The following is a 23,968-nucleotide window of genomic DNA, read 5'->3' on the forward strand; positions in this document are numbered from 1 at the left end:
TATGCACTGGGAAAAACTCGGAAAAATTTTTGATCCGTCCCAACACAATCTTCCAAACGATTGCAAGCTTTTCGCGCAATCGCCTCAGGTGTTACTTTTGGACGACCGAATACGGATATATTTTTCTACCCGACAAGCAGATACACCCACAACCTACCTCAGTCATATTGCTTATGTCGATTTTACAAATGACTTTTCTAAAGTACTTGAAGTCTCAAAAAAAACCGTACTTCCTTTAGGGAAACTTGGCACCTTTGATGAACACGGCATCTTTCCAATGAATGTCTTAAGGTTTCAAGATCGAGTACTAGGGTTCACAAGCGGCATTTCTCGTAGATCTTCTGTATCAGTGGAAACATCTATTGGCCTGGTGGAAAGCTTTGATAACGGAGAAAGCTTTCAGCGAAATAGTGATGGCCCTATCCTTACCTCCTCTCTTCATGAGCCATTTATGGTAGGCGATCCTTTTGTCCAAGCATACGAAGGAAAACTTCATATGTGGTACATCAACGGAGTACGATGGAAACCAAAAACAGCCCAGGAACCTGCTGCACGAGTATACAAAATTGCTCATGCAACTTCCTTAGACGCCATACATTGGCAAAATGATAATCGTCAAATTATTAGTGACGTTCTCAATGCCGATGAGTGTCAGGCGCTTCCTACTGTAATTAAAATTAAGCAAAGGTACTACATGTACTTTTGCTATCGCGAAGCCAGTGATTTTCGAACAAACAAAAATCGTGCGTATCGAATTGGATGCGCCTATTCGGATGACCTTACCCATTGGACTCGAGATGATGCCCAAGCTGGTATCACTGTTTCAGACCAGGGCTGGGATTCAGAAATGCAGTGCTACCCTCACGTCTTTCAAAAAGATGATGTAATATATTTACTTTATAATGGAAACGCCTTCGGCCGCGATGGTTTTGGCTTAGCTAAGCTTGTTGGATAATACCTATGAATTCTGATTCTCCTCTCGTCAGTGTAGTATGCGTCACATACAATCATGGTCCATATATTGCAGAAGCAATAGAAAGTTTTTTACAGCAAGAAACTGACTTCCCTTTTGAAATTATCATTGGAGAAGACTTCAGTACAGACGAAACCAGGGAAATTTGCTTGGAATATGCAAAAAAGTACCCTGATAAAATCCACCTAGCGATTTCTGATGGAAATGTCGGGGCACGTAATAATTATTTTCGCGCTTTGTCAGCCGCACGAGGAAAATATATTGCATTTTGTGAAGGAGATGATTACTGGTCGGATCCAAAAAAGTTGGCAATCCAAATTGGCTACATGGAAAAACATCCAGAGTGCAGTCTCACCTTCCACTCGGTTCGAATTATCAACGGAGATAAAGCAACCAATAAGACGATTCGTCCCTTTAACAAAAAAACAATTATTCCAAAAAATACCTTTTTTGGCTACGGCACGATGGCACCATCCCCCACTCTTGTGTATCCCAGAAAATATATTATAGACCCACCTGATTGGCTTCGTCACTCGCCTGTTGGGGATATACCCTTGAAGCTCTATCTCTCTCAACTTGGTACAGTAGTATATCTGGATAAAATCATGGCCATGCGAAGAATTGGCGTCGAGGGTTCGTGGAGTAAACGCATGCAAACTTTTTCATACCGACAAAAACTCTTTCCAGGTATGATTGTAATGCTTGAAGGTTTTAACGAATTTAGTAAATATATATATGCCTATCAAGTACTAAAAAAACAGCTAAGCTACGAAATTAAAAGTGTGAAAAATCCAATAACAAAAGTAAGACAAATGCTAAAACTCATCCGAACAAAATATTCAAAATCGTACTCTTCTCTTTCGCTTACAAAAAAAATGTTTGCAATTGGTAATCTATTTATCACAAGCATAGTTGAACAGGTAGCACGTCGTTAGCCATGGAACCCACTACATATCCAAACAGCCCGGTGTTCTTAATAGGCTCCCCGCGCAGTGGAAAAACAATACTGCACACCTTACTTGCGCAAGGTAATGACTTCGCCTGGTTTTCCCAATACTCAAGCAAATTTTATACTCATACTTGGCCGGCTTATTTACCACGTATATATCAAATTCCATGGCTGGGAAGATATTTACAAAAACATGCTCGTTTACGCATACTCCCCCACCCTGAAGAAATTTCTCACAAGTTTATTCCAATAATGACTCAGTACGGTTCACTTGAGCAAACTCATGTGAATGAAGCAAATCAAAAAAAACTGCAGCACTGGGTGAGAAAACAAATGCAAGCGCAGAAAAAAAATCGTATGCTCATTGACTGCGGCCGACCTGCTCGCATATCTTTTTATCACAAAGTCTTTCCTGAGGCAAAATTTATTCACCTTATCAGAGATGGGCGCGCAGTAGCAGTTGAAATGCTCCGTAGTTACCCTTATATGTTTACTGAAAAAAGTAGTATTGATAGTTATTTTATCCAGACGCCCGAGGAATTTAAAAACTACTTACCTAAAAAAAGCGATGATCCATCTCGACCTCTCATTTTAGCCGCCCTGTACTGGAAAATGTCTGTTCGTGAAATTGAGCGGCAAGCCAACCCACTTGGAGAGGATGTTTTATCCATCCGATTTGAGGATATTCTCCAAAATCCTACTTCGGAGCTAGAAAAAATCTGTCGCTTTGTGGAATCGGCAAACTCTGCTAAAATCATCAAGTCTGCTAAGGTTCAGCGATTTCAGTATAAGGATGCCTCCCAGCTCATGGACAAGCAAGGCTACGAGAAATTGACCCATATACTGCATGACGAGCTAAAAAACTATGGCTACATTTAACCATTTAGTATTCAGAAAAGTAAGCATATGATGGATCTCGATATACTTAAGAAACGTGCTGATGATCGCTGGTTTGTAGTGGATCGATCAAAAGGCAAAAGGGTCTTAGAAATCGGTTGCGTAAACCATACTATTGAAGGAATTGAGGAGCAGCGCAGGATTGGCACTTGGCTTTTTGATTATCTCCACGTGTATGGAACTCATGCTACTGGTATTGATATTGACCAACCAGCAATTGACCATTTAGCCAAACAGGGCTACGACATCCGGTATGGAGATGGGCAAGATTTTAATCTGAACGAAGAGTTTGAAGTTATTATTGCATCAAAAGTAATTGATCATCTTACCAATATTGATGGTTTCCTAAAAAGCTGTAAAAAGCATCTCTCTCCCGACGGTAAACTCATTATCACTGATGACAACATTCTCTGCGTTCCTCAGCTCCTGACATGGTATGCAAAGAAAAATGTTGGACATCCTGACGATGATATAACTGTAAAAATTATTCCGGAGTACTTCCGCCTCTTTGTGAGGCGCTATGGCTTTGAGGTCGAAGAAATACATTATGTAGTTGGCACAGGAAATTCTTTTCTCTTCAAGCTGTTCCGTTTCATAAAAAAAATAATGCCAAAGCGCCTAGTACATGAACCGCTTTTTTATCCAAACTACATCATTCAATTACGTCATCGTACGAATGAAGAGAGCGAGAAGGGTGCTACTGCACATCACTCGCATCAGCACTAGGCGGATCAATGATCTCGTAAACACTTACACCCTGTACCGATCCAATTGCTTGAAAGTATTTTGATGGATCAATTTTGGTGTTGAGATTCTCTTCATTTTCATCATAGTACTCCACATCTTCGTAAAGCTTAGAGAGGATCAAATCGGAACGATCTGTAGCTATTTTGTCGGTGGAATCAGTGAAGAGATAGAGTAAAGAGATAAAGTTATTTTGACCTTTGGTGTCTATAAAAGTACTTAGGTGGTATTTTTCCATTGCTCCAGGAAAACCTAAATCGCTAATATCCTTCCTGAGACTTTCCAATTCTGCTTGATTCGAAATCGCACTTAGCTGCACAAATGGCTGGTGTGTATATAAATAAAGCACACGGTATTCTGAAGAATATGTCATGGCCTTACTGTTAGCGTCGCTATTCTTCAATATTACGTCTCGTATGGCCTGCACTTCGAGTTGAGATAACTTACTTTGAAGAAAGTACTCTGGTGTAGGATTTAAAGTAAGCCCCATAGTTAATAATATGAGTGTAAATGTTGCTATAGTGCTCTTCTTTGATAAGACGAGGTTCTTCTCAATTTGATACAAAACACCGCCCACAAAAAGAACCATGGTCAAAACAAAAATATGATTATAATACCATGCAAAGCGAATTGACTTTGAAGCCAGGATTAAAAAAATAAATGAAGTAAAGAAGAAAGTGAGGAGTATATAAAATTTCTTGCGGGGTAGAAACCAAAATGTACCTAAAGAGATAAAAAATACAAAGCTGATAAAGGGTGTACTCATATACCGAACTCTATCAAACAATTGTAGATAGAAATCCACGTTTAAGAGCAACGATGTATCTGTTAGGAATTCACCACCAAGAGCTTGTAGGGACTTTCGCAAAAAGAAAAGAGAGAGTAGTAGAAAAAATGCCCCAGTAGAAATAAGGCTTGTCCGCCAAACTTTTTTGTTTCTTTGCAGCAAACGAAGTGCCTTAGTAAATGGATATTTAAGAACCAGATAAATACCTAAAACTAGTAATAGGAATACCACAAGCATAGTAATATTTCTCCCCCACTCATCAGCATGTGCCGGCAAGCTGCGGAGAAAAAGGGTAAAGAAAATATACGGAGAAAAGCTTGCTAATGCCAACTTAATTAAATGCAACATCTTTTCCTTTTCGAGGAAGAGTACGAGTAAAGCAAGAAGTGGACCGCCTATTACGACAAACGATAACTTACATAAGAAGGCAAAACCAAGGATGATGAAAGAGGCGTCTCTTTTCCCGTAAAGGTATAAATTAACTGAGCAAAGCAAAAAACATAGTGCTGTTGCATCAAGTGTTGTGGTCCAAGTCAATAAATTAAAAACTGGAGTAAGTGAAAAAATGTACGTAAGTGCAATTGCTACAAGAGGTGAAAAAAGTCGTCTGGTTAATAAAAATATGCTTCCTAAAATAAAGGAGCCAACAATAGTAAGATATATACGAACAATTGACTCATCGCTAAAATATGACCTCAAACTAAAGAATGGAGCAAGGGTCCACTCAAGTACCGGCATACGCCAAAATGTACCGTACTCCTGATCTTCAGCACTTCCAAAAATTCCTGCGTAAGCGGGGTTTCTGAATACAAATGGATTTTTTGCTTCATACATTTCTTGAGCAACTGGCACATAGCTCACATATTTTCCAGGGTGAAGTTTAATAAAAAACGAGTCATGGAAATATGGGACTCGAATTGCAAAATAATTCAACAGAATTAATGCCAACAAAAAAATGGATAAAACGTTCTTTTTACGAAAAAGTATGAACAATGTAGGAAGCAAAGGGATGCGACTAAAACGGGAATGGCTAAAACGAATTTTTCTATACAGCTTTTCACTACTGTCTTCATCGTGGGCTGCCACATCTTCGATTTTGCGTTCACGATATATCACTTTATTATTTAATATAAGCCAAATGAAGAATAATAGAGCCGTACTGTACAAGACTGCACTTACGGGCGTATTTAATATAGTCACAAAAATTCCACGCTGCTGTGTAAAGGTTGCCACAAGCGATATAATCAAAACAGCCAACAAAACAATCCCGTAATGAAGTGATGGGATTTGCATTTTTTCAAGACTTTTTTCTCTACGAAGTCTATTTGTGAAAGTAAAAAGCAAGGCGAGCGTCAACACAAGCACAAAGAAGCTTAAATAAGCGCTCACATCGGTACTTTGTATCAAGACCCTCTCTATGTGGACAGCGCTCCATACGTTTACCCAAATTGCGAGTGCTATTAACAAAGTAAATGATATCTTTCTTCTTAAAGTGTCCCGTATTCCTTGATAGGCAAAAAGAATCAAGATACTAAGGAAAATATTAATTTGTAAAAAACGCAAAGATAATTCGATCATCTCAATAGCCAGATCTCGATTCCAAAAGAAAACTAAACAAATAGCGCCGAGAAAAATTGGTGGCAAGTATTTGAATGTCTTATGAAAAAAATGTGACATTACTACTCTACAAAAGTGAAAAAATTATAGTATCCCGTAGAATATTCTAATCGAAATTTATCTTTTAATCGAGACTCTTCGACAATCTTCATCCTCAAATCTTGATCTTGAAAAAAATGATAAGAAGGGTCAAGTTGAGATTTAATAATATCGGATCGACGATAATAGCTCGACTGCATATCCTCTTTTGTAAAAAGTGGGGCTAAACGCTGATAGTCAGGCTCTGCATTTGCGGTAATAAGATAGCGGACATGATACGCTTGCATTGTTTTTGCTAAACCACGAATAGCTATCGAATCTTCAAGTTTAGTTTCATCTAGAATATCAACATTTGCAAAACTGGGACGCCCTGATCCTATCGTAAGTGTCATTACAAAACTCTCATCAATATATATATCATCTAAGTCCGTATGCTGACGTAAATATGTTAGTGCATCTAAGTATTCGGGACGTTGTTTTTCTAAGCGAACTTGAATTGCGTGCAGGTTTACTGGAAAGAGCCAGATGAAAGCATTAGCCAGAAAAAGAAGCATAAAAATCCTTTTATTGAGAAGCTTGGCAATACCATACAAGGTCAAGGCTGCCGAAAAACACAAAAAAACTAGAATTATCAAGGTGTAATAATTATGAAAAAAGATTACCTTGGAAGCGAGAATGAGATAAAAAACTGACGAAAATCCCAAAGTAATACCCATGTGCAAAATTCGCTTATTTGATTCTGTTTTTTGAAAAAAAATCAGAGGACTGCAAATTATCCCTGCTATTGCCAACCACGCTATTGGAGTTGTAACATACTCGCGCAATTGAGAAAGCAATTCTTTATACATCGGCCAATAGAGAATCAATTGCCCGTCGGTCAAAAATTCTTTTACTGTATTTGAGTCTTTATTTTCCAACCAATAAAGAGTTATTCCTATAAAAACTAATCCGATACAAGCATACTTCCAAATTTGAAATTTTTGCACAAAAGCAACTATAGTTGCTATATATCTGGAAAAACGATGTCGGTAATGGATAAGGAGAAGTAAGGCGAGTAGCCAAAAAACAATAATAAAAGCGTCGCGTATGGGATAGCGCGGGAGACTAGATACAGCAGTCACAAGCATCCCGTATGGAATTGCCGCGATGAAAAAAAATGTAAGGCTTTGCTGAATAAAAAAAGAGATATTTTTTCGTTGTAACCAAAGCAACAATAGTGCAGCGGGAAGAAGCCACACACCAATAGAATCTTTCATCGTCAAACCTAAACCAAAGCAAAGGCCAGCGGACATGATATAGACAGGATCTTTGGTTTTGAGTGACTCCGACAAAAAGGCTAAGGTTAAAAATGTACAAAGCAGCAACAAATTATCATATACGGTAACAAAACTCGCAAAGCTAAGAATGGGATTTAACGCGAGTAAGCTTATTACTATTAACGAAGGGAATTTACTTATCCAATATCGCAAAAAAATATATCCAGCGATTAAGGTGAGCATTCCGATCAAGTGTGTAAGTAAACGAGTATTCCATTCAAGCGAATTCTGAGGCAGCAGAGTATAAGTACCTGCTAAAGACCATTCCAAAACTGGAATGTGTGAAAAATCATTAAAAATTCCTTGGGGATTGCTTACGGGATTTGCTAAATATTTCCTTTGATGCCAAAAGGGATTTTTCATTTCAATCATGTGGAGCGCCGGCTCTACATAGGTGTTGTACTTTAATTCATGTTCACCAGTAAAATTGTATGAAAAATATGGAAGCTTAATCAGGGTCCAAGCGAATAGGATCAAGAAGAGAAACGTAAGGGCAATCCAGTTTTCACGAACGATAAAACGAAAAAACGATCCGAGGATAGGCAACTCCGCGAAACGTGGGAAGCGCGTCCTAAAGACCTCTACCCTCTTCGCGTCGTTCTGAGCCTCATTTTCACTTTCTTGCCCGATTTGTTTACCGAGCCTAGTTAGTACATTCACAAAAACTCCTATCGCCCAATTCCTCGATAGTGCACGCCGGCCTTTTGCAAAGCAGACTTATCAAGCGCATTTTTACCGTCGATGAGGACTTTTACATGATATTTCTTCCAGAGCTTGTTTGGGATATCGAGAAATGCCTGATGGTTTGTCACCAGAATCACTGCGTCTACCTTTGATAATAGAGCCTCTAGGCTCTCCACTGTGGATTTTTGTGGTACATGAGGGTCATACACCTCTACTTGCGCGCCAAGCTCTCTAAGACGCTCCTGAATGCGAAATGAGGGACTCTCGCGCACATCATCGATGTTGGCCTTATACGCTACCCCTAATATGCCTACTTTCGTACCCTTCACAGGCAGAGCAACTTGATTTAGTGCCTCTATGAGCTGCTTTACGGTATACTCTGGCATTCCATTATTAATCTCCCTCGCTAGCTTAAGGAACTTATGATCAAAGCCAATCTGCCTTGCTCGCTCAATGAGATAATATGGATCAACGGGTATACAATGACCTCCAACGCCGCATGAAGGATAATGCGCTAAAAAGGCAAAAGGCTTTGTCTGAGCACCTTCAATAACATCTAAAATATCAATGCCCAATTTGCTAAATGATTGTGCCATCTCATTCACAAAGGCAATATTAATATCGCGAAAAGAATTTTCCATTATCTTTGTCGCTTCCGCGGCCTTGAGAGATTCCATTGGCCGGATTGGCGCATCAATAATACTCTCATACAGCCGGATTGCCTTTGCTCTACCTTTTTTGGTATACGCGCCAATTACCCTGGGAATCGTTCGCACATTCCATTTTGCATTACCCGGATCAATTCGTTCAGGGCAATGCGCTAAGGTAAAATCTTTACCAGCATGAAGCCCAGATGTTTCTAACACGGGAAGGAGAACTTCTTCGCAAGTTCCAGGATTAATGGTGGACTCAATAATAATCAATTGTCCTTTGTGAAGATGCTTCGCAATTTTTTTACATGCATCGATTACTGGACCATAATCAGGATTGTATGCGTGGTCAACTGGTGTAGGTACGCAAACAATTATAGCTTTTGCCTTTTTCACTACACTAAAATCAGTTGTAGCTAAGAAAGGATTCTTTTTTAAATTTTTACGGACTCGCACATCATCAATCGGAGATACACCAGCGCTGATCATTTCTGCTTTTTTTTGACTTCGAACGACTCCCAGGACCTTATATCCCTTTTCAACAGCTAAGCATGCAAGTGGAAGACCAACATAACCCAATCCAACAACGGCTAAAGCCCCTTTCCTAGTTTTTTGTGAACGAATAGCACGCTTTTTACTTCGCATACTTTTGCTGCTTGAAAAACCAAGAGACTGTTTCATTTATACCCATAGCAACATCAATGCTCGGCCCCCAATTCAACTCCTTGGCACTTTTTTGCACATCAAGACTACTCGCCATCAATTCACCGGGAATCTCCGGACCGTGCTTTGCTTCAAGATCGCTGTGCATGGAATCTTTTATTAAGCTCCAAAGCTGGCTGATGCTGGTTTCTTGACTCGTACCAACGTTGAATATGCCGACACGATCCGAGTCAGCCGCCGCAATAAAAGCCCGCACAACGTCGGAAACGAATACGAAGTCTCGAGTTTGCGATCCGTCACCATTAATTTGCGGTGAACGATTGTGCAATACGTGATCAATAAATATTGCCACTACACCCGCTTCACCCTTTGGATCTTGCCGAGGGCCGTATACATTTGCTAAGCGGAGTGCTGCGCTGGGCATCTTATACACTTTCGTATAAGCCGAAAGATAATACTCAAAGGCCCGCTTCCCTATTCCGTACGGTGAAATAGGTGCAGCTAAACCAGTTTCTGGAGTTGGTCTTGCCTCATCTGCATCATAAATCGCCCCGCCGGTTGAGGCAAAGAGAAACTTCTCTACCTGTATTTCACGAGCCGCTTCAAGTAACTTAATACTACCAATAATATTAATATTGGCATCTTCGTCTGGATGTTCAAGTGAGTAGCGTAGATTTTTTTGCGCAGCTAAGTGAAATATCTGGTTCGGCTTAAACCTTTTAATTTCCTGAGCGGTCTTATCTTTACAGATATCAAGTTCTAAGAAATCAACCTCCGGATGCAAATACTCTTTATTGCCGGTGGACAAATCATCTATCACCAATACTCGATTACCCTGGGAGAGCAGCGCGTCAACCAAGTGAGAACCAATAAATCCAGCTCCCCCAGTTACGACGACTTTGCTCATAGGTATTTTTTGGCCGCCGATCGGAATTTAGCAGCTAAGGAGAGTTGCTCCCAACTAAAGCTTGCTTCTTTACGACCGAAGTGTCCATACGCTGCGGTTGGTCGATAAATAGGCCTACGTAAATTAAGGTGTTGGATAATACCACCAGGAGTCAAATCCGCCACCTGGCGAACGATCTTTTCTAATTTACCATCGCTAATGACACCTGTGCCTTTTGTGTCGATAAGCACGCTGATAGGTTCAGCAACGCCAATGACGTAGGCGAGCTGTATTTCGCACTTCTTGGCAAGCTTTGCGCCGACAATATTTTTGGCAACATGTCTAGCCATGTATGAAGCTGATCGGTCAACCTTGGAAGGATCTTTACCAGAGAATGCTCCACCACCATGGCTACCGTGTCCTCCATAGGTATCGACAATAATTTTTCGTCCGGTCAAGCCTGCATCAGCTGGAGGTCCACCCTTCACAAACTTTCCTGTCGCATTAATGAAGTGACGTGTTTTATTATCCATCCAGCGTCCTGCTATTGGTCGGATGACGTGCTTCATGACATCGCGCTCGACTTTTTTCTCGCTTACTTTTTCATTATGCTGCGTAGCAATAACAACAGTGTTTAAACGCTTTGCTTTACCATTTTCGTATTCGATCGCTACCTCAGTTTTACCATCCGGCCCTAAATAAGGCATTATTCCTTTCTTTCGCACGTATGCTAAGCGACGAGAAAGTTTATGAGACAGAATAATCGGCAATGGCATTAACTCAGGTGTTTCATCAGTGGCATAACCAAACATGAGTCCCTGATCACCTGCTCCTTGCTTTTTATACTTACCCTTACCCTCATCTACACCCTGCGCAATATCAGCGCTCTGCTCATCAATTGCGACGATCACGCCGCAGTCCTGCCAATGAAATCCCATATTTGGATCAGTGTAGCCAATATCCCGAATAGTCTCTCGAGCTATTTTTGCAATATCAACATATCCCTTTGTCCTTATCTCTCCTGCAACAACAATCAAGCCGGTAGTTGCCATGGTTTCGACACCTGCGCGACTATGGGGATCCTGTCGTAATAATTCGTCAAGTATTGCGTCTGATATTTGATCGCACACCTTATCAGGGTGGCCTTCGGTTACTGACTCTGAAGTAAAGACATGATGTCGATTCGTTGACATGCTCCTAGTTCCTTAATTATTACTGGTCTTTTGAAATACTAGCTGAAATATCAATATTTTTTGCGCCTTTAAAGTAATCAATGGTCCGGCGTAAGCCTTCTGATAAGGCCACTACTGGAAACCAGCCTAAGCGCTCTTTTGCCAAAGCTATATTAGGCACGCCCTGTATAACTGTTGACTTAGTGTGTTCGGTAAAACGAGATCCTGATGTACTGCCCGTAAGTTCTTGAATGTACTTTACTACATCCTCTAGGCGATGTTGATCAGGACTACCCAGATTAACTGGCCCTAACTCGCTTGATTTCATGAGTCGCAGTAAGCCCTCCACAATATCGCTGATGTAACAAAGAGTCGTGGTATCATCTGCTTTACCGTATACCGTAATAGTTTCGTTACGCAACGCCGCATTAATCATTTCCGGCACCATTCTACCATCGTCTACGCGCAAGCGAGGACCATAGGTGTTAAAGAGTCGGGCGATTTTTGCCTTTAATGCGTATTTTTCTCGGTAGTGCACGGTTAAGCTTTCGGCAAAGCGCTTACCCTCACTAAAGGCCGATCGCGACCCAACCGGATTCACATAGCCCCAATATTCTTCTGGGTATGGAGTCCTTTCCATGGGTTCGCCATAAATGGCATCAGAAGAAGCCAAGAGAAAACTGGCTTGATATTTTTTCGCCATTTCAAGAGCATTCCGAGTTGCTTGAGCATTTGCTACCAGTGTTTCAACTGGCATCTGTAGATAATCCTTTGGTGAAGTCGGAGAGGCGAAATGATAAATTTCCTGCACTCCTTGGAACTCCACTTGAAAAGGTTTAAGACCTGGCTCGTGATCAAGATCTATCGGATCAGACAAATCATGCTTCACAAACTCAAAATTTGGATTTTGGAGAAGATGATTTATGTTTTCTTCTCGACCAGTTGAAAAATTGTCTAAACAAATAACCTTGTGTTGCTTCACCAGCTCATCACAAAGATGAGATCCAATGAATCCTGCTCCACCTGTTACTAATATGTTTTTTCTTTCAAAAATGGGTCTGCTCATACGCAGTACTTAACGATAATGACCTAAAATGTCATGGTATCGAACACTAAGAAGCTCCCAAAAAGTTTTTATATAATCTGAGGGACGCACCTTACTAGCAAAATCATTCTTCCAAGTCACAGGAATTTCCTTCATCGTGAAGTGAAATTTTTTTGCCAGGAAAAGTATTTCAAAATCAAATCCCCACCCTCGTAGCTGCTGCTTTTGAAAAAGCATACGGCAGCGCTTACTATACAGTTTAAATCCGCATTGCGTATCTTCTATGCCGGACACTGCTAACCATTGAATCAACTTATTTCCAATTCGTCCCAGCGTTACCTTCACCGAAGATTGACGAACGGTAATATCAGCTTCGGGTAATGCTCGCGAGCCAATCAACACATCATACTGCTTACGCTCCGGCCAAAACTTAGCGAAATCTTGAATCGGAGTGGAGAGATCAGTATCGGTCAGCAACACCCAGACACCTCTTGCTTCTAGCATTCCAGCCTTAACGGCAGCACCTTTACCGCCATGTGGCACAGAATGCACCCGGACCGGCTTCCCATAACCAGCTGCTAATCGAGCAGTACCATCCGTGCTACCATCATCCACCACCACTACCTCGTAGCTAAGATCGGGGTAGTGCTTGGGGAAATATTCAAGGATAGTTTCCAAGCTGGGAGGCAGGCGCTTCGCTTCATTATACGCCGGCAAAACAATGGAAAGCTCAACAGGATTTGACATGACTATTTCTTAATGTACGGCTCAATACTGAATAAAATGTGTACCGAGCTCGGCCGCTAGTATACCAATTTTTAAGCCTTTGGACAAGCAGGTCATATACTTAATGCTGACGAAAGGTCCAAAATTTATTGGCAAAAAAATTCCAAAATAGCACAATGAGCACTGACACTATCTTTGCATAAATATCGTGCAATCCTACTACGACAACAAAAAACCAAAGTCCTAATTCGGTTAGTACTGCGCCTACCGCACTCACAGCGACAAAGCGAGTGTATTGCCGACGAAAGGCTCTTTGACGATCACGAAAAGTCCAGCGCTTATTTAAGGTAAAGCTTAAACTTACTGCGCTTAAAAATGCAACCGCGTTTGCTGCTAAAAAGGGAACGTGAAAAAAACGAGTGAGCGAAAAATAAATACTAAAGTCTAGGCAGGTATTCCCAAACCCAACAACACCAAACTTAATAAATTGCGCCAGGCCAGGCCGGCGCTCAATGAATGGGTGTTGGCGAATGTAGTTAACAAGCTGCTGCATTATCTTGGCTCAAAGTTTGCTCCAACGCTGATGCCACCGCGGAAAGCTGGATCAAAAGTAAACATTTGTTCAATGACACTTCCGTTACCATCAAAAACTCTCAGGTGTGGCCCTCCGCCAATCCCTGCACCCACAATGATATCGTCAGCCCCATCAGCATTCACATCCGCGCTCGCAATGCGTACTCCTCCGCGAAAATTCTCGGCAAAAGCGAAAAATTGAGACTGCACTTCCCCACTCGCATTAAATACTCGAACATGCGGTCCACCATTACTTAAAGGAGCAACGACTATTTCTGATACGCCATTACCATCCACATCACCAACTGCCAGGTCTAAACCGATTCTAAAGTAGCTTGGGTAAGCGAAAAATTGAGAGACCAGTCCTCCACTCCCATTAAAAACACGCACATGTGGCCCACCGTTACTAATTGGCGCTACAACAATTTCAGGAATAGCATCCCCAGTCACATCACCACATGCAACAGAGAGACCTATGCGAAAATATGATGGGTAGGCATAAAATTGACCGTATAAGCCTCCGCCGCTAAAAATGCGCACTTGGGGCGCTTTTCCTGCACCAGTACCCACAATAATTTCATCACGTCCATCACCATCCAAGTCGCAGGTTGCAATGCTTACTCCACCTCGATAACTTGGCGCATAGGCCATAAACTGGTATTCCAAAGCCCCACGCGAGGAAAAGACGCGAATGTGTGGACCACCACTTGAAGCTGGCGCGCTTACAAATTCCATTAATCCATCTCGATCAATATCACCTGAAGTAATATTCACTCCTCCAGTAAAGTTTGGAGCATAGGCCATTGTCTCCCATAGGAGACTCCCATCCTGACGCAAGGTTCGCACGGTTGGACTATGGTTGCTTAAAGGCGCGCTGAGTAGATTAACCCAAACGTCGTAGTTCATCGTATCAGTCGCTGTGCTCACTAACCCTGCCTGATCAGTGGCCTTCACTGTCACGGTGTTCAATCCCGGCCCTAAAGTAAGCACGCCGGAGTAGGTATTGCCATCACGAAAAGCAAGACGCCCATTCACGGTCACTTCAGCAATTCCTGAATCATCGTCACGTGATACGCCAACGATATAATGACGTCGATTCCCGGTTGAGCTACCTGCAAAAGGATACGTTATGGTAACCGTTGGAGCCAGGGTGTCGATTTTTACTTCAAAGCTATGGGCACTTTCAATGTTGTCAGCAAGATCTTCGGCATAATATTCCACAGTTATATTACCTTTAGGCAAAGTCACTGCACTGGAGTATGTCTGCCAACTACCGCTATTAATGCGATAAAAAATTGCACTCACCCCAGCGGCATCATCGCTAGCGGACAATGTCATCTGCGGGGCTGTGCTATAAAAACCATTTTGGCCGTTTGGACTACTGGGACTGAGACTAGCTGAGGATACTGGCGGCGTAACATCAGTAGTGATAACAGACAAGCCGGCATCAATATCTAAAAGCCCGTATCCATACTCGAGATCATAGCCACTACTACCGAGGTCCTTAGCTGTTTCAGTAAGCACGCCTTTAGCATCAGCAGGATCAGCGCCGGCTGCTAAAAAGAGTGCTAAGGCAGCACTCACATGTGGAGTGGCCATCGACGTGCCCTGATAGCCCACATAACCAAAAGTGGTAAAATCAGCTGGTAGGCTATCCCCATCGAGGTTTGTGAATCCTTGCTGGATAATTGATGAGGAGCCATCCCCGCCTGGTGCAACCAAGGCGATATTTTGTCCATAATTAGAGTACGAGGCGCGAGTATTTTGTGTGGTATTTCCGGTAGCTCCCACGGCAATAACTCCTGAGGTGCGAGCTGGGTATAGCAAGGTTGAGCTATTTGCATTTCCGGTAGCAGCGACCACTAGAATTCCCTGAGCAATAGCATCATTTACTGCGTCAGTCAGAGCCTGACTGTAGCTACTTGTTCCCAAGCTCATGGATATAATATCAGCGCCGTGTGTTCGCGCATAATCAATCCCCTGCGCAATATCAGCAGTAGTACCATATCCATCTCTGGCTAAAACTTTAACCGGCATGATTGTGCTGTGATATGCCAAACCCGCAGCGCCGAGGCTGTTATGTGTTGTCTCTGCTATGGTGCTACTTACATGTGTACCATGTCCATTATCATCATTCGGATGAGTATCTTCGTTTACAAAGTCATATCCAGTTGTGAAATTTGTGGCACTAAAATCTGGCGCTTTTGCATACTCTGCACCAGCTGATAAGCAATTACCCGGATTTTCTACTAAACACTTCGCTGGGTTAGGGTCTGTATATGCTTGATAGGCAACGCCAGTATCTAAGACTGCGACGATAACACTCGGATCACCACCATGGGTTGGACTGCTCGTGTCATAATCCCAGGCCTGAGACGCTTTTACCTTTGTAAAATTCCATTGCTGGTTATACAAAGGATCATTAGGAGTGAAGGTTGCTCCTACTAAATAATTTGGCTCTATATACCGAGTCTCAGGCAATGAGGCAAGTCTATCCTGCAAATCATTTGCCTCAGTTTCATTTGGTAATGAAAAAAGAAAACTCTGCGCACTTAATTGCTGCACAGTTAAGGAGGGAAAGGTCGAAAGTATAGTGGCGAGATGATCATTATCGGTAATAATGTCACCTTCCTCATTTGCACTTATACCAGTTGTGGTAAATCCCACAACCCGCTGACCAGGATATACAAACTGACTTTGCGCTTCTACTTGCGGACTAAAAAAACTGAAAATCCAAACTAGAACTATTCCGCCTATGAAGCGCCCCCATCTCATGTCGACAGTGAACTTAAGATAACTTTACTGTTTTGCGTTACACCGTCCCGTAAGTAATTTATATCCACTTCAGCGCCTATAGTCACGGACTGGAGTAATTGCTGCAAGCTGTGGGACTGGTCAATATTTTGACCATTCACGGAGATAATGATGTCGCCGTCTTGTAGACCCGCCTCGCTGGCCGGCCCACCCTCAACAACTGCTGGGTCAGCCGCGGTCCCTGCCAACAAAAACCCATCATTTCGCTGATTCGTTTGGCTCTCACTTAATCCTACTGAGTTATGCAAATCATAACCATGCACACCTAATCGAGTCCGTGTGATAAGTCCTGAACTGGTATAGGCCTGAAGAGCTGTTCGTATATATACAACAGGGAAAATACGATTTGGATTTTCTTGTTGCAAATATATACCTTGCAGAGAACCGTTTTGATCAACCACAATTGACCCCGGGCTCACCGCCGCTTCTCCACTCAGCAAAATATCGTGGGATAAGACCTCGCTTGATTCAAGCGAAAGCGGATCACTGTTTATTGATGCATTTGCGCTGACTAACTGCGTACTACGAATTTGCGGCACTCCAAGTGATCGATTCGCACTTAAAATATATAGCCCTTGCCCGGCGTGCAAATCCGCAGCTACACCAAAGCTCAATACTTGGTATTGCTCTCCGCTCACTTGACCAAGGCTTAGATCGCTAATTGGATCATAGGCAAGAATACTTACGTCCAACTTTTTTCCTGCATTAGTATATGCGACAACCTGACCACTAATGGTACTTGCATTAACTTTTCCATCAAAAACAAAGATACCATCAGTGGTAACAAAAGCTCCTGTACCAAGGTACGTGTACTGAGTATCCTCAACTTGATATACACTAAGGAGTGATTGAGTCACTCGGTCATAAAGCGCCTGCCTGTCTTGGTCAATCCGATCGGTGCTCCCTGTCTCCCGAATAATAACCTCTCGAGCCTCATTTGAGGTTTCTGCGAGACGAATATCTCGCCAAAAAGGCCATTGAGGGTTCTGTTGATATAGACTATTGAGAAGTACCATCCCTACTGCCCCAGATAACAAACCAAATAGAACCGTGAAAAGAAGAATAGAAATCCAAGAAACTCGTTTACTTGGTTGCTCAATTGTACTTTGGTTATAAAGCTTCTCAACTGAGGCTTCTTGGGAATATTTTGGGGATGTGGGAGCGATCTTTGGTTTCATACTTGTACAACTAAACCCAGGAGGCGGTTCCTAATATAATCACGAGTAAGATAAATGATAACACAAGAGGACGCAGTATCATGTTGCGTTCAATTTTCTCCTTTAATGCAGCCCGATGCATGGCCACCAAGGTGTAGTAAATGATTGTAATAACAGCTCCATTTACAATGAAATTTGTTGGAAAAAAGCTCATCACGATAAAGACCTCACTGAGCATGATGGAAAAAACAGCAAACCAGCGCCAACCCCGCACATCCAGGGTCTTTTTTACCCATAACATTTCATAAGAAACGCTCACGACTACTAAAACCCAAAAAGGCAAGAGCATGAACCAGTTAAATCCCAAAAAAACTATCATTCCGTAAAGAGAGGCGCTGGCAAAGAACATAACCACTAACGCAAATCCATTTGAAAGGTTTTCTAAAGCAAAGGGTTGATATCTACCCGGCGAGTAGTGGTAATGAAAGATTTGTCGATAATAAAAACCAAGAGCAAACGGGATGATAATAGTGATGCCCCATCGAATAAATGACGAGGTGATAAACAAGACAATACTTTGACTACTGAGATATAACCAAAATGGCAGGATAAGAAGTGACCAAAAAGTTAGCGACCTCCACTGCCGTCCAGCTAGCAAATACACACTAAGGATATTCCACACCGTGAGAATGGCGCCGATTATCCAAACTAAGCCAGGACGGAGAGTGAGGACAAACATCCCGCTAAGGAAGACTATTGTTGAAAAGGCTGGTAAAAATCTAATAAACGCAAGCATGCTATATTCTTCCTAAACCATTTGGGTTATAACCGTTTTTTACCTCTTCGCCATCACTAAAACCGTCACCATCGCTATCTTCTTCAGTCGGATCAGTTTGATATACATACACCTCTAGAAGGTCGTTTAAGCCATCACCATCGGTGTCGCTTTTCTCTGGGTCAGAGCCATATTGCGCCTCTAGACGATCGAGTAGTCCATCATTATCTGTATCGGTTCGATATGACACCGAGCTATTTACATTACTCGTATTCGTATTTTGATTTACTGCCCTACTGCTTGATGTAGCACTCGTCTGAGTTTGCTGGACTTCACTTGCATTTGTTCCTGGTTGACGTTCAGGTAAAATTCGACGGATCGAATCTTGTAATGCATTCGTGGTGGAATTTGTTGTTGCTTCAGAGTCATCTTTTTTTGGCACGAGTAAAAGAATTCCACCCCCAACTATTACAATCCCGCTGAGAGAAAGGAGTAGCATGGTAAATACCCGAGGACTCTTGGGCGATATAACTTTCTTAACATCTGGCTCACTAAATGCGACTGGTTCATCAGGCAAACCAGGACTGTTCAGGGTCCCGCGAGAGTCGTCGTGCTCAAATTCTGAGTTGGTCTCGGGCATAGCTCATTAACTCTCGAGTCGACCGGATCCCAGAGGGCTATATCCGTTATTTACCTCTTCACCATCCAAATAGCCGTCGCCATCGGAATCAGGGTTCAATGGATCGGTGTTATATATGTACACTTCTTTAAAATCGCCAAGATCGTCTCCATCGCTATCACTTAGGGTTGGATCAGTACCAAGAGCAGCCTCTTGCGTATCAGTTATGCCATCTCTGTCAGTATCAACGTTGGAATTTGTGTTTTGCGCACTGCTGTTTTGATTCGACTGATTTGTACTTGTGTTCGTGTTTGACGTATTTGTAGCCTGATTAGCATTTGAGGTGTTTGTATTTGTGGTAAATTCGGTACCAGTATTCAAATTACTCGTATTAGTATTGCTTGTGCGATTTACCACAGTGTTACTTGCCTGATTGCTTACCGTATTGGTCGTTTCTGTATTTACATTAGTATTGGTGTCGCTGGGTAAAAAGAAGAAGTAATATGCAGCCGCTCCACCCGCTACCACCACCAGGATAACGAGGAGTACCCAAAGCCAAGCCTTAGATCCTTTTTTAGGTGGAGGCGTTTGTGCCTGCCACTGAGGCTGAGGCGGAGTATTTTGATTTTGTTGCGGAATAAAGGGATTTTGAGGTGCTGGCGGAGGTGTAGCTTGTGGAAAACTTGGAGCTGCACGCATGCCTTGATCTGGCTGCGCTGTTGGTGTTGACTCTTGGTTCTCAAACATACAAATCCCCTTTACATTAATTACAACGCCTTGAGTGTACCTGATTTTATAAAAAAAGACTAGAGAATAATATCGAGAGATTGTCAACTCTCTACCAAAAAGCCCCAGTTGGTACTGGAGCATGATTGGTATCGCCGGCTTACTAAGGAATTCGGCGAGAAGTTCTCAACTAATGAAGATTGGTTTGCAACTGAGCCTTTTGTAGGAGCTTCATTGCCTCGCTAGTAATTACCTGCACCTTTTCCTCCCCTTTATCAACTATTTTTTGTAGCACTTCAAAGGGGTGTAGCTTGGTAAAGTTTCCTTGCACCACTTTCTTTGTTTGCTTCTGAATTGCTCGCGGCATAACTTTTACGACATCATTCATCATATGCTGAGGGGAAAAGATATATGCTGCAGTAACCTTACCACTGTGCATAATCGTCTGCAGACTGCTCTCTAACTGACGGAGAAACTTCACTCGCAAGGAAGCCTCCACATCTTCTCGCACCGCGCCAGAAGCAAGAGTTTTTCCACCTCGGCGTTTGGCAAAATGGCCCTCCTTATCTGAGTATTCCGGCGCCTCGATTCTATATGAGAGCACGTTTTCTATTGTGCCATTCATTGCCTCATAGAGCTCGAGGGATTTTGTCCCAGTCACAATAAACAAGGCGCGCTCATTAGTAAACTGAGGCAGTGTTTGCGTAATATGTAATCTTCGTCGCATAGATCCTCCTACATAAGTTAATAGTTTGAAGCTATCTCTATATGTATTACCTGAGGGCGAAGAGCATTCTTTCACTTCCACAATGGGGATGAAAAAACCGAGGAGGCAGTTGGCGTTCACTCGGATTCCCCTGGCGCAGCTGGTGCTGTAGTTGCAGTCCTTTGCTGAATAGATTGTATGTTTAGGTTACTCGCCACAAAAGCACATGTCAATATTGACGCTAGGTAAAAACTCTTGTGCAATAATATTTTTTAGTTCGGGGAATCGAAAATCGCCTGCGAATGTTACAGCAGCTTCTTTGCTCTATGCAATTTACCCGTCTCAAGAAATAATCTTCGCTGCGATGGCTCGGGAGCAGGGACTCGAACCCCGGTTACTAGGGCCAGAACCTAGCGTCCTACCACTAGACGACTCCCGAATCAACGCAGCGCGATAATGTACAGATTTCCCCTTATATCGTACAGAATACTACCCTACCTTATGCGCTAAAAGCCTGCAAGACCTTGTCCCAAGTGCTATCACCAGTCGAAACCTCTGAGCGACTAGGGGCCGCTTTTGCAGGGGCCACGCGATCACTCGTATCAAGACTCACATCATCCAAGCGTTGAGGAATATCATCAGCCCGCGTGTACTCTACTCGCTCAACCACCCCTTCAATTTTTAAGTCCTCGCCAGTCAATTCACGAAGTGCTTCAAGAAGCACTGCCCTATTTTTATGCTCAAGCAGCTGGTCACGATGAAATGGATAAGCTGCTGAAATAGTAAAAACCCCCTCCTCTTTGGCTTTTGGACGACACACTTTTAATACCACGGCCAAGCTATGTGAACTTTCGCTCACCTTTAACACTAATGACTCCCAGAGCTTTTGTACCCCCACGTCAGCAGGTAAAGAGGCTTTTACGGGTTTTTCTTTTTTTGCCTTAGGAGCTGGCGCTTCGGTTTTTTCCTCTACTTGAGGGATTTCCTCGGTGGGAGCACTAGGGGTTGAAGGAGGCTCAGGTGGGCTTGGCGGATCTTCAGGTGGACGACTTATTGTCTCCCCTCCCTGGGATTGTTCAAGTATAAAAAGCTCTATTGGAAGCTCTGGCACTTGTACATCACGAAGCATGCCTTCCAGCTCCAATAATCCACGCAACCAACTAGACAACATGCCTGGTCGTAATTTGGTTGAGAGTTCGGCTATATCACCTTTCTTTGCCTGTTTTTCCGCTGCTGTTTGGATTAAATCTTGCACCACGCCCAACATATCGAGATAGAACTGCTCAACGCGACTACCCGCCGCTAAGGCCTCACGCAATTCATTCCGTGCTTGCAGTGGATCCGCTTCAGTGATTGCGGTAAAAACCTTAATAGCCCGCTCGCGGTCACGTCGAGGCAAAACCATTGCCGCAACCTCTTCAGTTATTTCCTTTTCTTCGAGGGAGAGAAGCTGACTTAAAAGACTCTCTGCATCGCGAATTGAACCGTCTGCTAAGTGAGCTACCTGCTCTAAGACTGAATCAACAACTTTTACCTTTTCCTTCTTACATAAATCCTGCAGTCGATCGAGTAAATCTTCTGCCTCTAGACGGCGAAAATCAAAACGCTGACAACGTGAAATAATAGTTTCCGGAACCCGTTCAATGTCAGTTGTTGCAAAAATAAATACCACAAACTCAGGTGGCTCTTCAATTATCTTAAGTAGTGCGTTAAATGCTGAGGTCGACAGCATATGCACCTCATCGATAATAAACACTTTATACGGAAAAACACTCGGACGAGTGCGTGCGTTTGGAATGATGTTCTCGCGCACATTATCTACCTGGGTATGAGAGGCCGCGTCCATTTCAATGACATCCATTGCGCGATTCTCACGAAAGGCCTGACAATTTGCACACTTGGTACACGGCTCAGCTCCTTGGCGCTGTGCACAATTGATCGCCTTTGCAAAAATGCGAGCAGTGGTTGTTTTACCAACCCCTCTCGGACCAGTGAACATATAGGCATGGCCAATACGGTCGCTGATGATCTCCCGCTCCAAAGGCAAACGAATATGCTTTTGGTTCACTAAATCAGCAAAAGTCTGCGGTCGGTAGGTACGTGATAATGAGGTAGTTCCAGCCATACGATATGCAAAAGCTCACCCATTTTAGCGAAGGTGAAGTGTTTTGACAACGGAGCAGTGCTTTTGGCTCTAGACTGGGGAGTCTAGATCGTCTTCTGCCACTTCAGTCGGAAATTCTTCGAGTGGTGCTACTGGAGTACCGTCGGACTTTTTGATGATATTTTCCACAGCTGCCCACTGGCTATCCTTTTCTTTTGGCACCAAAATAACGATCTCATCGCCTACCTCGCCTTTAAAATACGTCACACTGGCCAAAAGCACTTTATATGCTCGATTGGCAGCCGCAACCTCGAATTCGCCACTGGTTTCATCGCGCAATAATTGACCAATGAGTCGTTGTCGCTCAGTTGGGCCAATCTGCTTATACACAAACGAACCATCGGTCATAATAGTGAGTTTAAGGCGATCGCCTTCAACTAGCTTGGATTTTGAGGCATAGTTTGCCGGCACCGAGTACTGCTTGCCATCAGGTCCCAGCATATTTTGACCGTCAAAGAGGCCTTCAACTACTTTGGCGCCGTTTTCAACAGTCATTTTACCGTTTTGACGAGCCTGAGCTAAGAGGTCGGTATTTGCGCCAACTGCCTCTGTGCCATCATCCTCAAGCATGGCCTTGGCTCTCGCTAGGCTCTGCTCGGCACTTTCAATCAATTGACGTATGATTTTTGCGTTATTTCCGTTACTCATTTTGGCTTTCTTTGTGGAAACAGCATAGCAGCCTTTCCCCCCTGTCGTCAACGTATATAGAGGTAGACTGTCCCGCTCTTTGGATCAGGTTTATCAGCCTTTTTTGGAGAAATATTGGGGAAAGGAAAAGCATAGCTTACTAAGCGACTTCCCGGTTTTGCCTCGGCTAACCACTTCTTTTCAAGCTTAGCCATGGCTTTTGGAGTAAGAAAACAGGCAATTAGATCGGCTTGATCAAGCTTCTGATGAAAAAAATCTCGGAAATGCATTTTTGCCTGTGATCGAGCTAAACCGCGCAAACGCCATAACGAGGCAAGGTAAGGAAGAAGCGAAATCTCAAAACCCTCCGCCCGAGCCTGATATTGCTTTACCGCATGAAGCAAAAAGCGGCCGTCACCGGCTCCCAGGTCCATGACAAGCTCGCCTGGCTGGACATTGCTTAACTGAAACATCCGCTCAACATCACGTTGACGAGTAGGAAGCCAAGGCGCTGCCCGCAAGCCAGCGAAAGCAGCGCTACCAAGAAATAAAATAAGAAAGACAAAGAAGATGAAAATTGGCGATGTGGAAGCGAGGCTTACCATATTAAGGCGACCTATGCTTTACCATTAGCGAACCTTGGCCAAGGCCAAAGAGCA

The 23,968-nt window shown here is 43.0% G+C and carries 21 protein-coding genes and 1 tRNA gene; 4 read left to right on the forward strand and 18 right to left on the reverse strand.

Annotated features, from left to right (window positions below; translation table 11 throughout):
- Position 1 precedes the first annotated feature (1 nt).
- From H6760_02325 to H6760_02340, 4 genes are read left to right on the forward strand one after another with little or no spacing between them, the layout of a single operon-like run.
- Entirely contained in the window at positions 2–955 is a 954-nt protein-coding gene (locus H6760_02325) for a hypothetical protein (GenBank protein ID USN53983.1), read from the forward strand.
- 5 nt (positions 956–960) lie between these two features.
- Positions 961–1,908, forward strand: a complete 948-nt coding sequence (locus H6760_02330; GenBank protein ID USN53984.1) for a glycosyltransferase — start codon at positions 961–963, stop codon at positions 1,906–1,908.
- 2 nt (positions 1,909–1,910) lie between these two features.
- The gene (locus tag H6760_02335) at positions 1,911–2,801 is read left to right on the forward strand and encodes a sulfotransferase (protein ID USN53985.1); all 891 of its coding nucleotides are present in this window, start codon (positions 1,911–1,913) and stop codon (positions 2,799–2,801) included.
- Between the two features lie 27 nt (positions 2,802–2,828).
- The gene (locus tag H6760_02340; protein USN53986.1) at positions 2,829–3,545 is read left to right on the forward strand and encodes a class I SAM-dependent methyltransferase; all 717 of its coding nucleotides are present in this window, start codon (positions 2,829–2,831) and stop codon (positions 3,543–3,545) included.
- On the opposite strand, the gene H6760_02345 is transcribed toward H6760_02340, so the two are convergent.
- The 18 genes from H6760_02345 to H6760_02430 all read right to left on the reverse strand — a co-directional run bounded on the left by H6760_02345 (position 3,517) and on the right by H6760_02430 (position 23,914).
- Positions 3,517–6,027, reverse strand: coding sequence for a glycosyltransferase family 39 protein (locus H6760_02345; GenBank protein ID USN53987.1), 2,511 nt, complete (start codon positions 6,025–6,027; stop codon positions 3,517–3,519). The genes H6760_02340 and H6760_02345 overlap by 29 nt on opposite strands.
- Positions 6,028–6,029: 2 nt before the next feature.
- Positions 6,030–7,982 (reverse strand): glycosyltransferase family 39 protein, encoded by a 1,953-nt coding sequence (locus H6760_02350; GenBank protein USN53988.1) that lies wholly within the window; start codon positions 7,980–7,982, stop codon positions 6,030–6,032.
- Between the two features lie 8 nt (positions 7,983–7,990).
- A complete protein-coding gene (locus H6760_02355; protein USN53989.1) occupies positions 7,991–9,301 on the reverse strand; it encodes a nucleotide sugar dehydrogenase in 1,311 nt (436 codons plus the stop codon).
- The gene (locus H6760_02360) at positions 9,291–10,226 is read right to left on the reverse strand and encodes an NAD-dependent epimerase/dehydratase family protein (GenBank protein USN53990.1); all 936 of its coding nucleotides are present in this window, start codon (positions 10,224–10,226) and stop codon (positions 9,291–9,293) included. The genes H6760_02355 and H6760_02360 overlap by 11 nt, the downstream gene beginning before the upstream one ends.
- Complete coding sequence (locus H6760_02365; GenBank protein USN53991.1) at positions 10,223–11,398, reverse strand: methionine adenosyltransferase; 1,176 nt, start codon at positions 11,396–11,398, stop codon at positions 10,223–10,225. The genes H6760_02360 and H6760_02365 overlap by 4 nt, the downstream gene beginning before the upstream one ends.
- Positions 11,399–11,417: 19 nt before the next feature.
- A complete protein-coding gene (locus H6760_02370; GenBank protein USN53992.1) occupies positions 11,418–12,443 on the reverse strand; it encodes a GDP-mannose 4,6-dehydratase in 1,026 nt (341 codons plus the stop codon).
- A 9-nt stretch (positions 12,444–12,452) separates the two neighbouring features.
- On the reverse strand, positions 12,453–13,169 hold the full coding sequence (locus H6760_02375; GenBank protein ID USN53993.1) for a glycosyltransferase family 2 protein: 717 nt from the start codon (positions 13,167–13,169) through the stop codon (positions 12,453–12,455).
- A 100-nt stretch (positions 13,170–13,269) separates the two neighbouring features.
- A complete protein-coding gene (locus H6760_02380) occupies positions 13,270–13,701 on the reverse strand; it encodes a GtrA family protein (protein USN53994.1) in 432 nt (143 codons plus the stop codon).
- Positions 13,701–16,496 (reverse strand): S8 family serine peptidase, encoded by a 2,796-nt coding sequence (locus tag H6760_02385; protein USN53995.1) that lies wholly within the window; start codon positions 16,494–16,496, stop codon positions 13,701–13,703. The genes H6760_02380 and H6760_02385 overlap by 1 nt, the downstream gene beginning before the upstream one ends.
- Positions 16,493–17,713, reverse strand: coding sequence for a serine protease (locus tag H6760_02390; GenBank protein ID USN53996.1), 1,221 nt, complete (start codon positions 17,711–17,713; stop codon positions 16,493–16,495). Before H6760_02390 ends, H6760_02385 begins: the two co-directional genes overlap by 4 nt.
- A 10-nt stretch (positions 17,714–17,723) precedes the next feature.
- Positions 17,724–18,488, reverse strand: a complete 765-nt coding sequence (locus tag H6760_02395; protein USN53997.1) for a hypothetical protein — start codon at positions 18,486–18,488, stop codon at positions 17,724–17,726.
- Between the two features lies 1 nt (position 18,489).
- Positions 18,490–19,107, reverse strand: coding sequence for a hypothetical protein (locus H6760_02400; GenBank protein USN53998.1), 618 nt, complete (start codon positions 19,105–19,107; stop codon positions 18,490–18,492).
- A 6-nt stretch (positions 19,108–19,113) separates the two neighbouring features.
- Positions 19,114–19,833, reverse strand: coding sequence for a hypothetical protein (locus H6760_02405; GenBank protein ID USN53999.1), 720 nt, complete (start codon positions 19,831–19,833; stop codon positions 19,114–19,116).
- A 169-nt stretch (positions 19,834–20,002) separates the two neighbouring features.
- Complete coding sequence (locus H6760_02410; GenBank protein USN54000.1) at positions 20,003–20,539, reverse strand: host attachment protein; 537 nt, start codon at positions 20,537–20,539, stop codon at positions 20,003–20,005.
- Positions 20,540–20,883: 344 nt separating this feature from the next.
- Positions 20,884–20,957 (reverse strand) — tRNA-Gln (locus H6760_02415).
- Positions 20,958–21,017: 60 nt separating this feature from the next.
- Positions 21,018–22,643, reverse strand: coding sequence for a DNA polymerase III subunit gamma/tau (gene dnaX / locus H6760_02420; GenBank protein USN54001.1), 1,626 nt, complete (start codon positions 22,641–22,643; stop codon positions 21,018–21,020).
- A gap of 69 nt (positions 22,644–22,712) precedes the next feature.
- Entirely contained in the window at positions 22,713–23,330 is a 618-nt protein-coding gene (locus tag H6760_02425) for a hypothetical protein (protein ID USN54002.1), read from the reverse strand.
- Between the two features lie 47 nt (positions 23,331–23,377).
- Positions 23,378–23,914, reverse strand: coding sequence for a class I SAM-dependent methyltransferase (locus H6760_02430; protein USN54003.1), 537 nt, complete (start codon positions 23,912–23,914; stop codon positions 23,378–23,380).
- Positions 23,915–23,968 lie beyond the last annotated feature (54 nt).

This window comes from Candidatus Nomurabacteria bacterium (assembly GCA_023898465.1).
GTDB lineage: Bacteria > Patescibacteriota > Patescibacteriia > HK-STAS-PATE-3 > HK-STAS-PATE-3 > HK-STAS-PATE-3.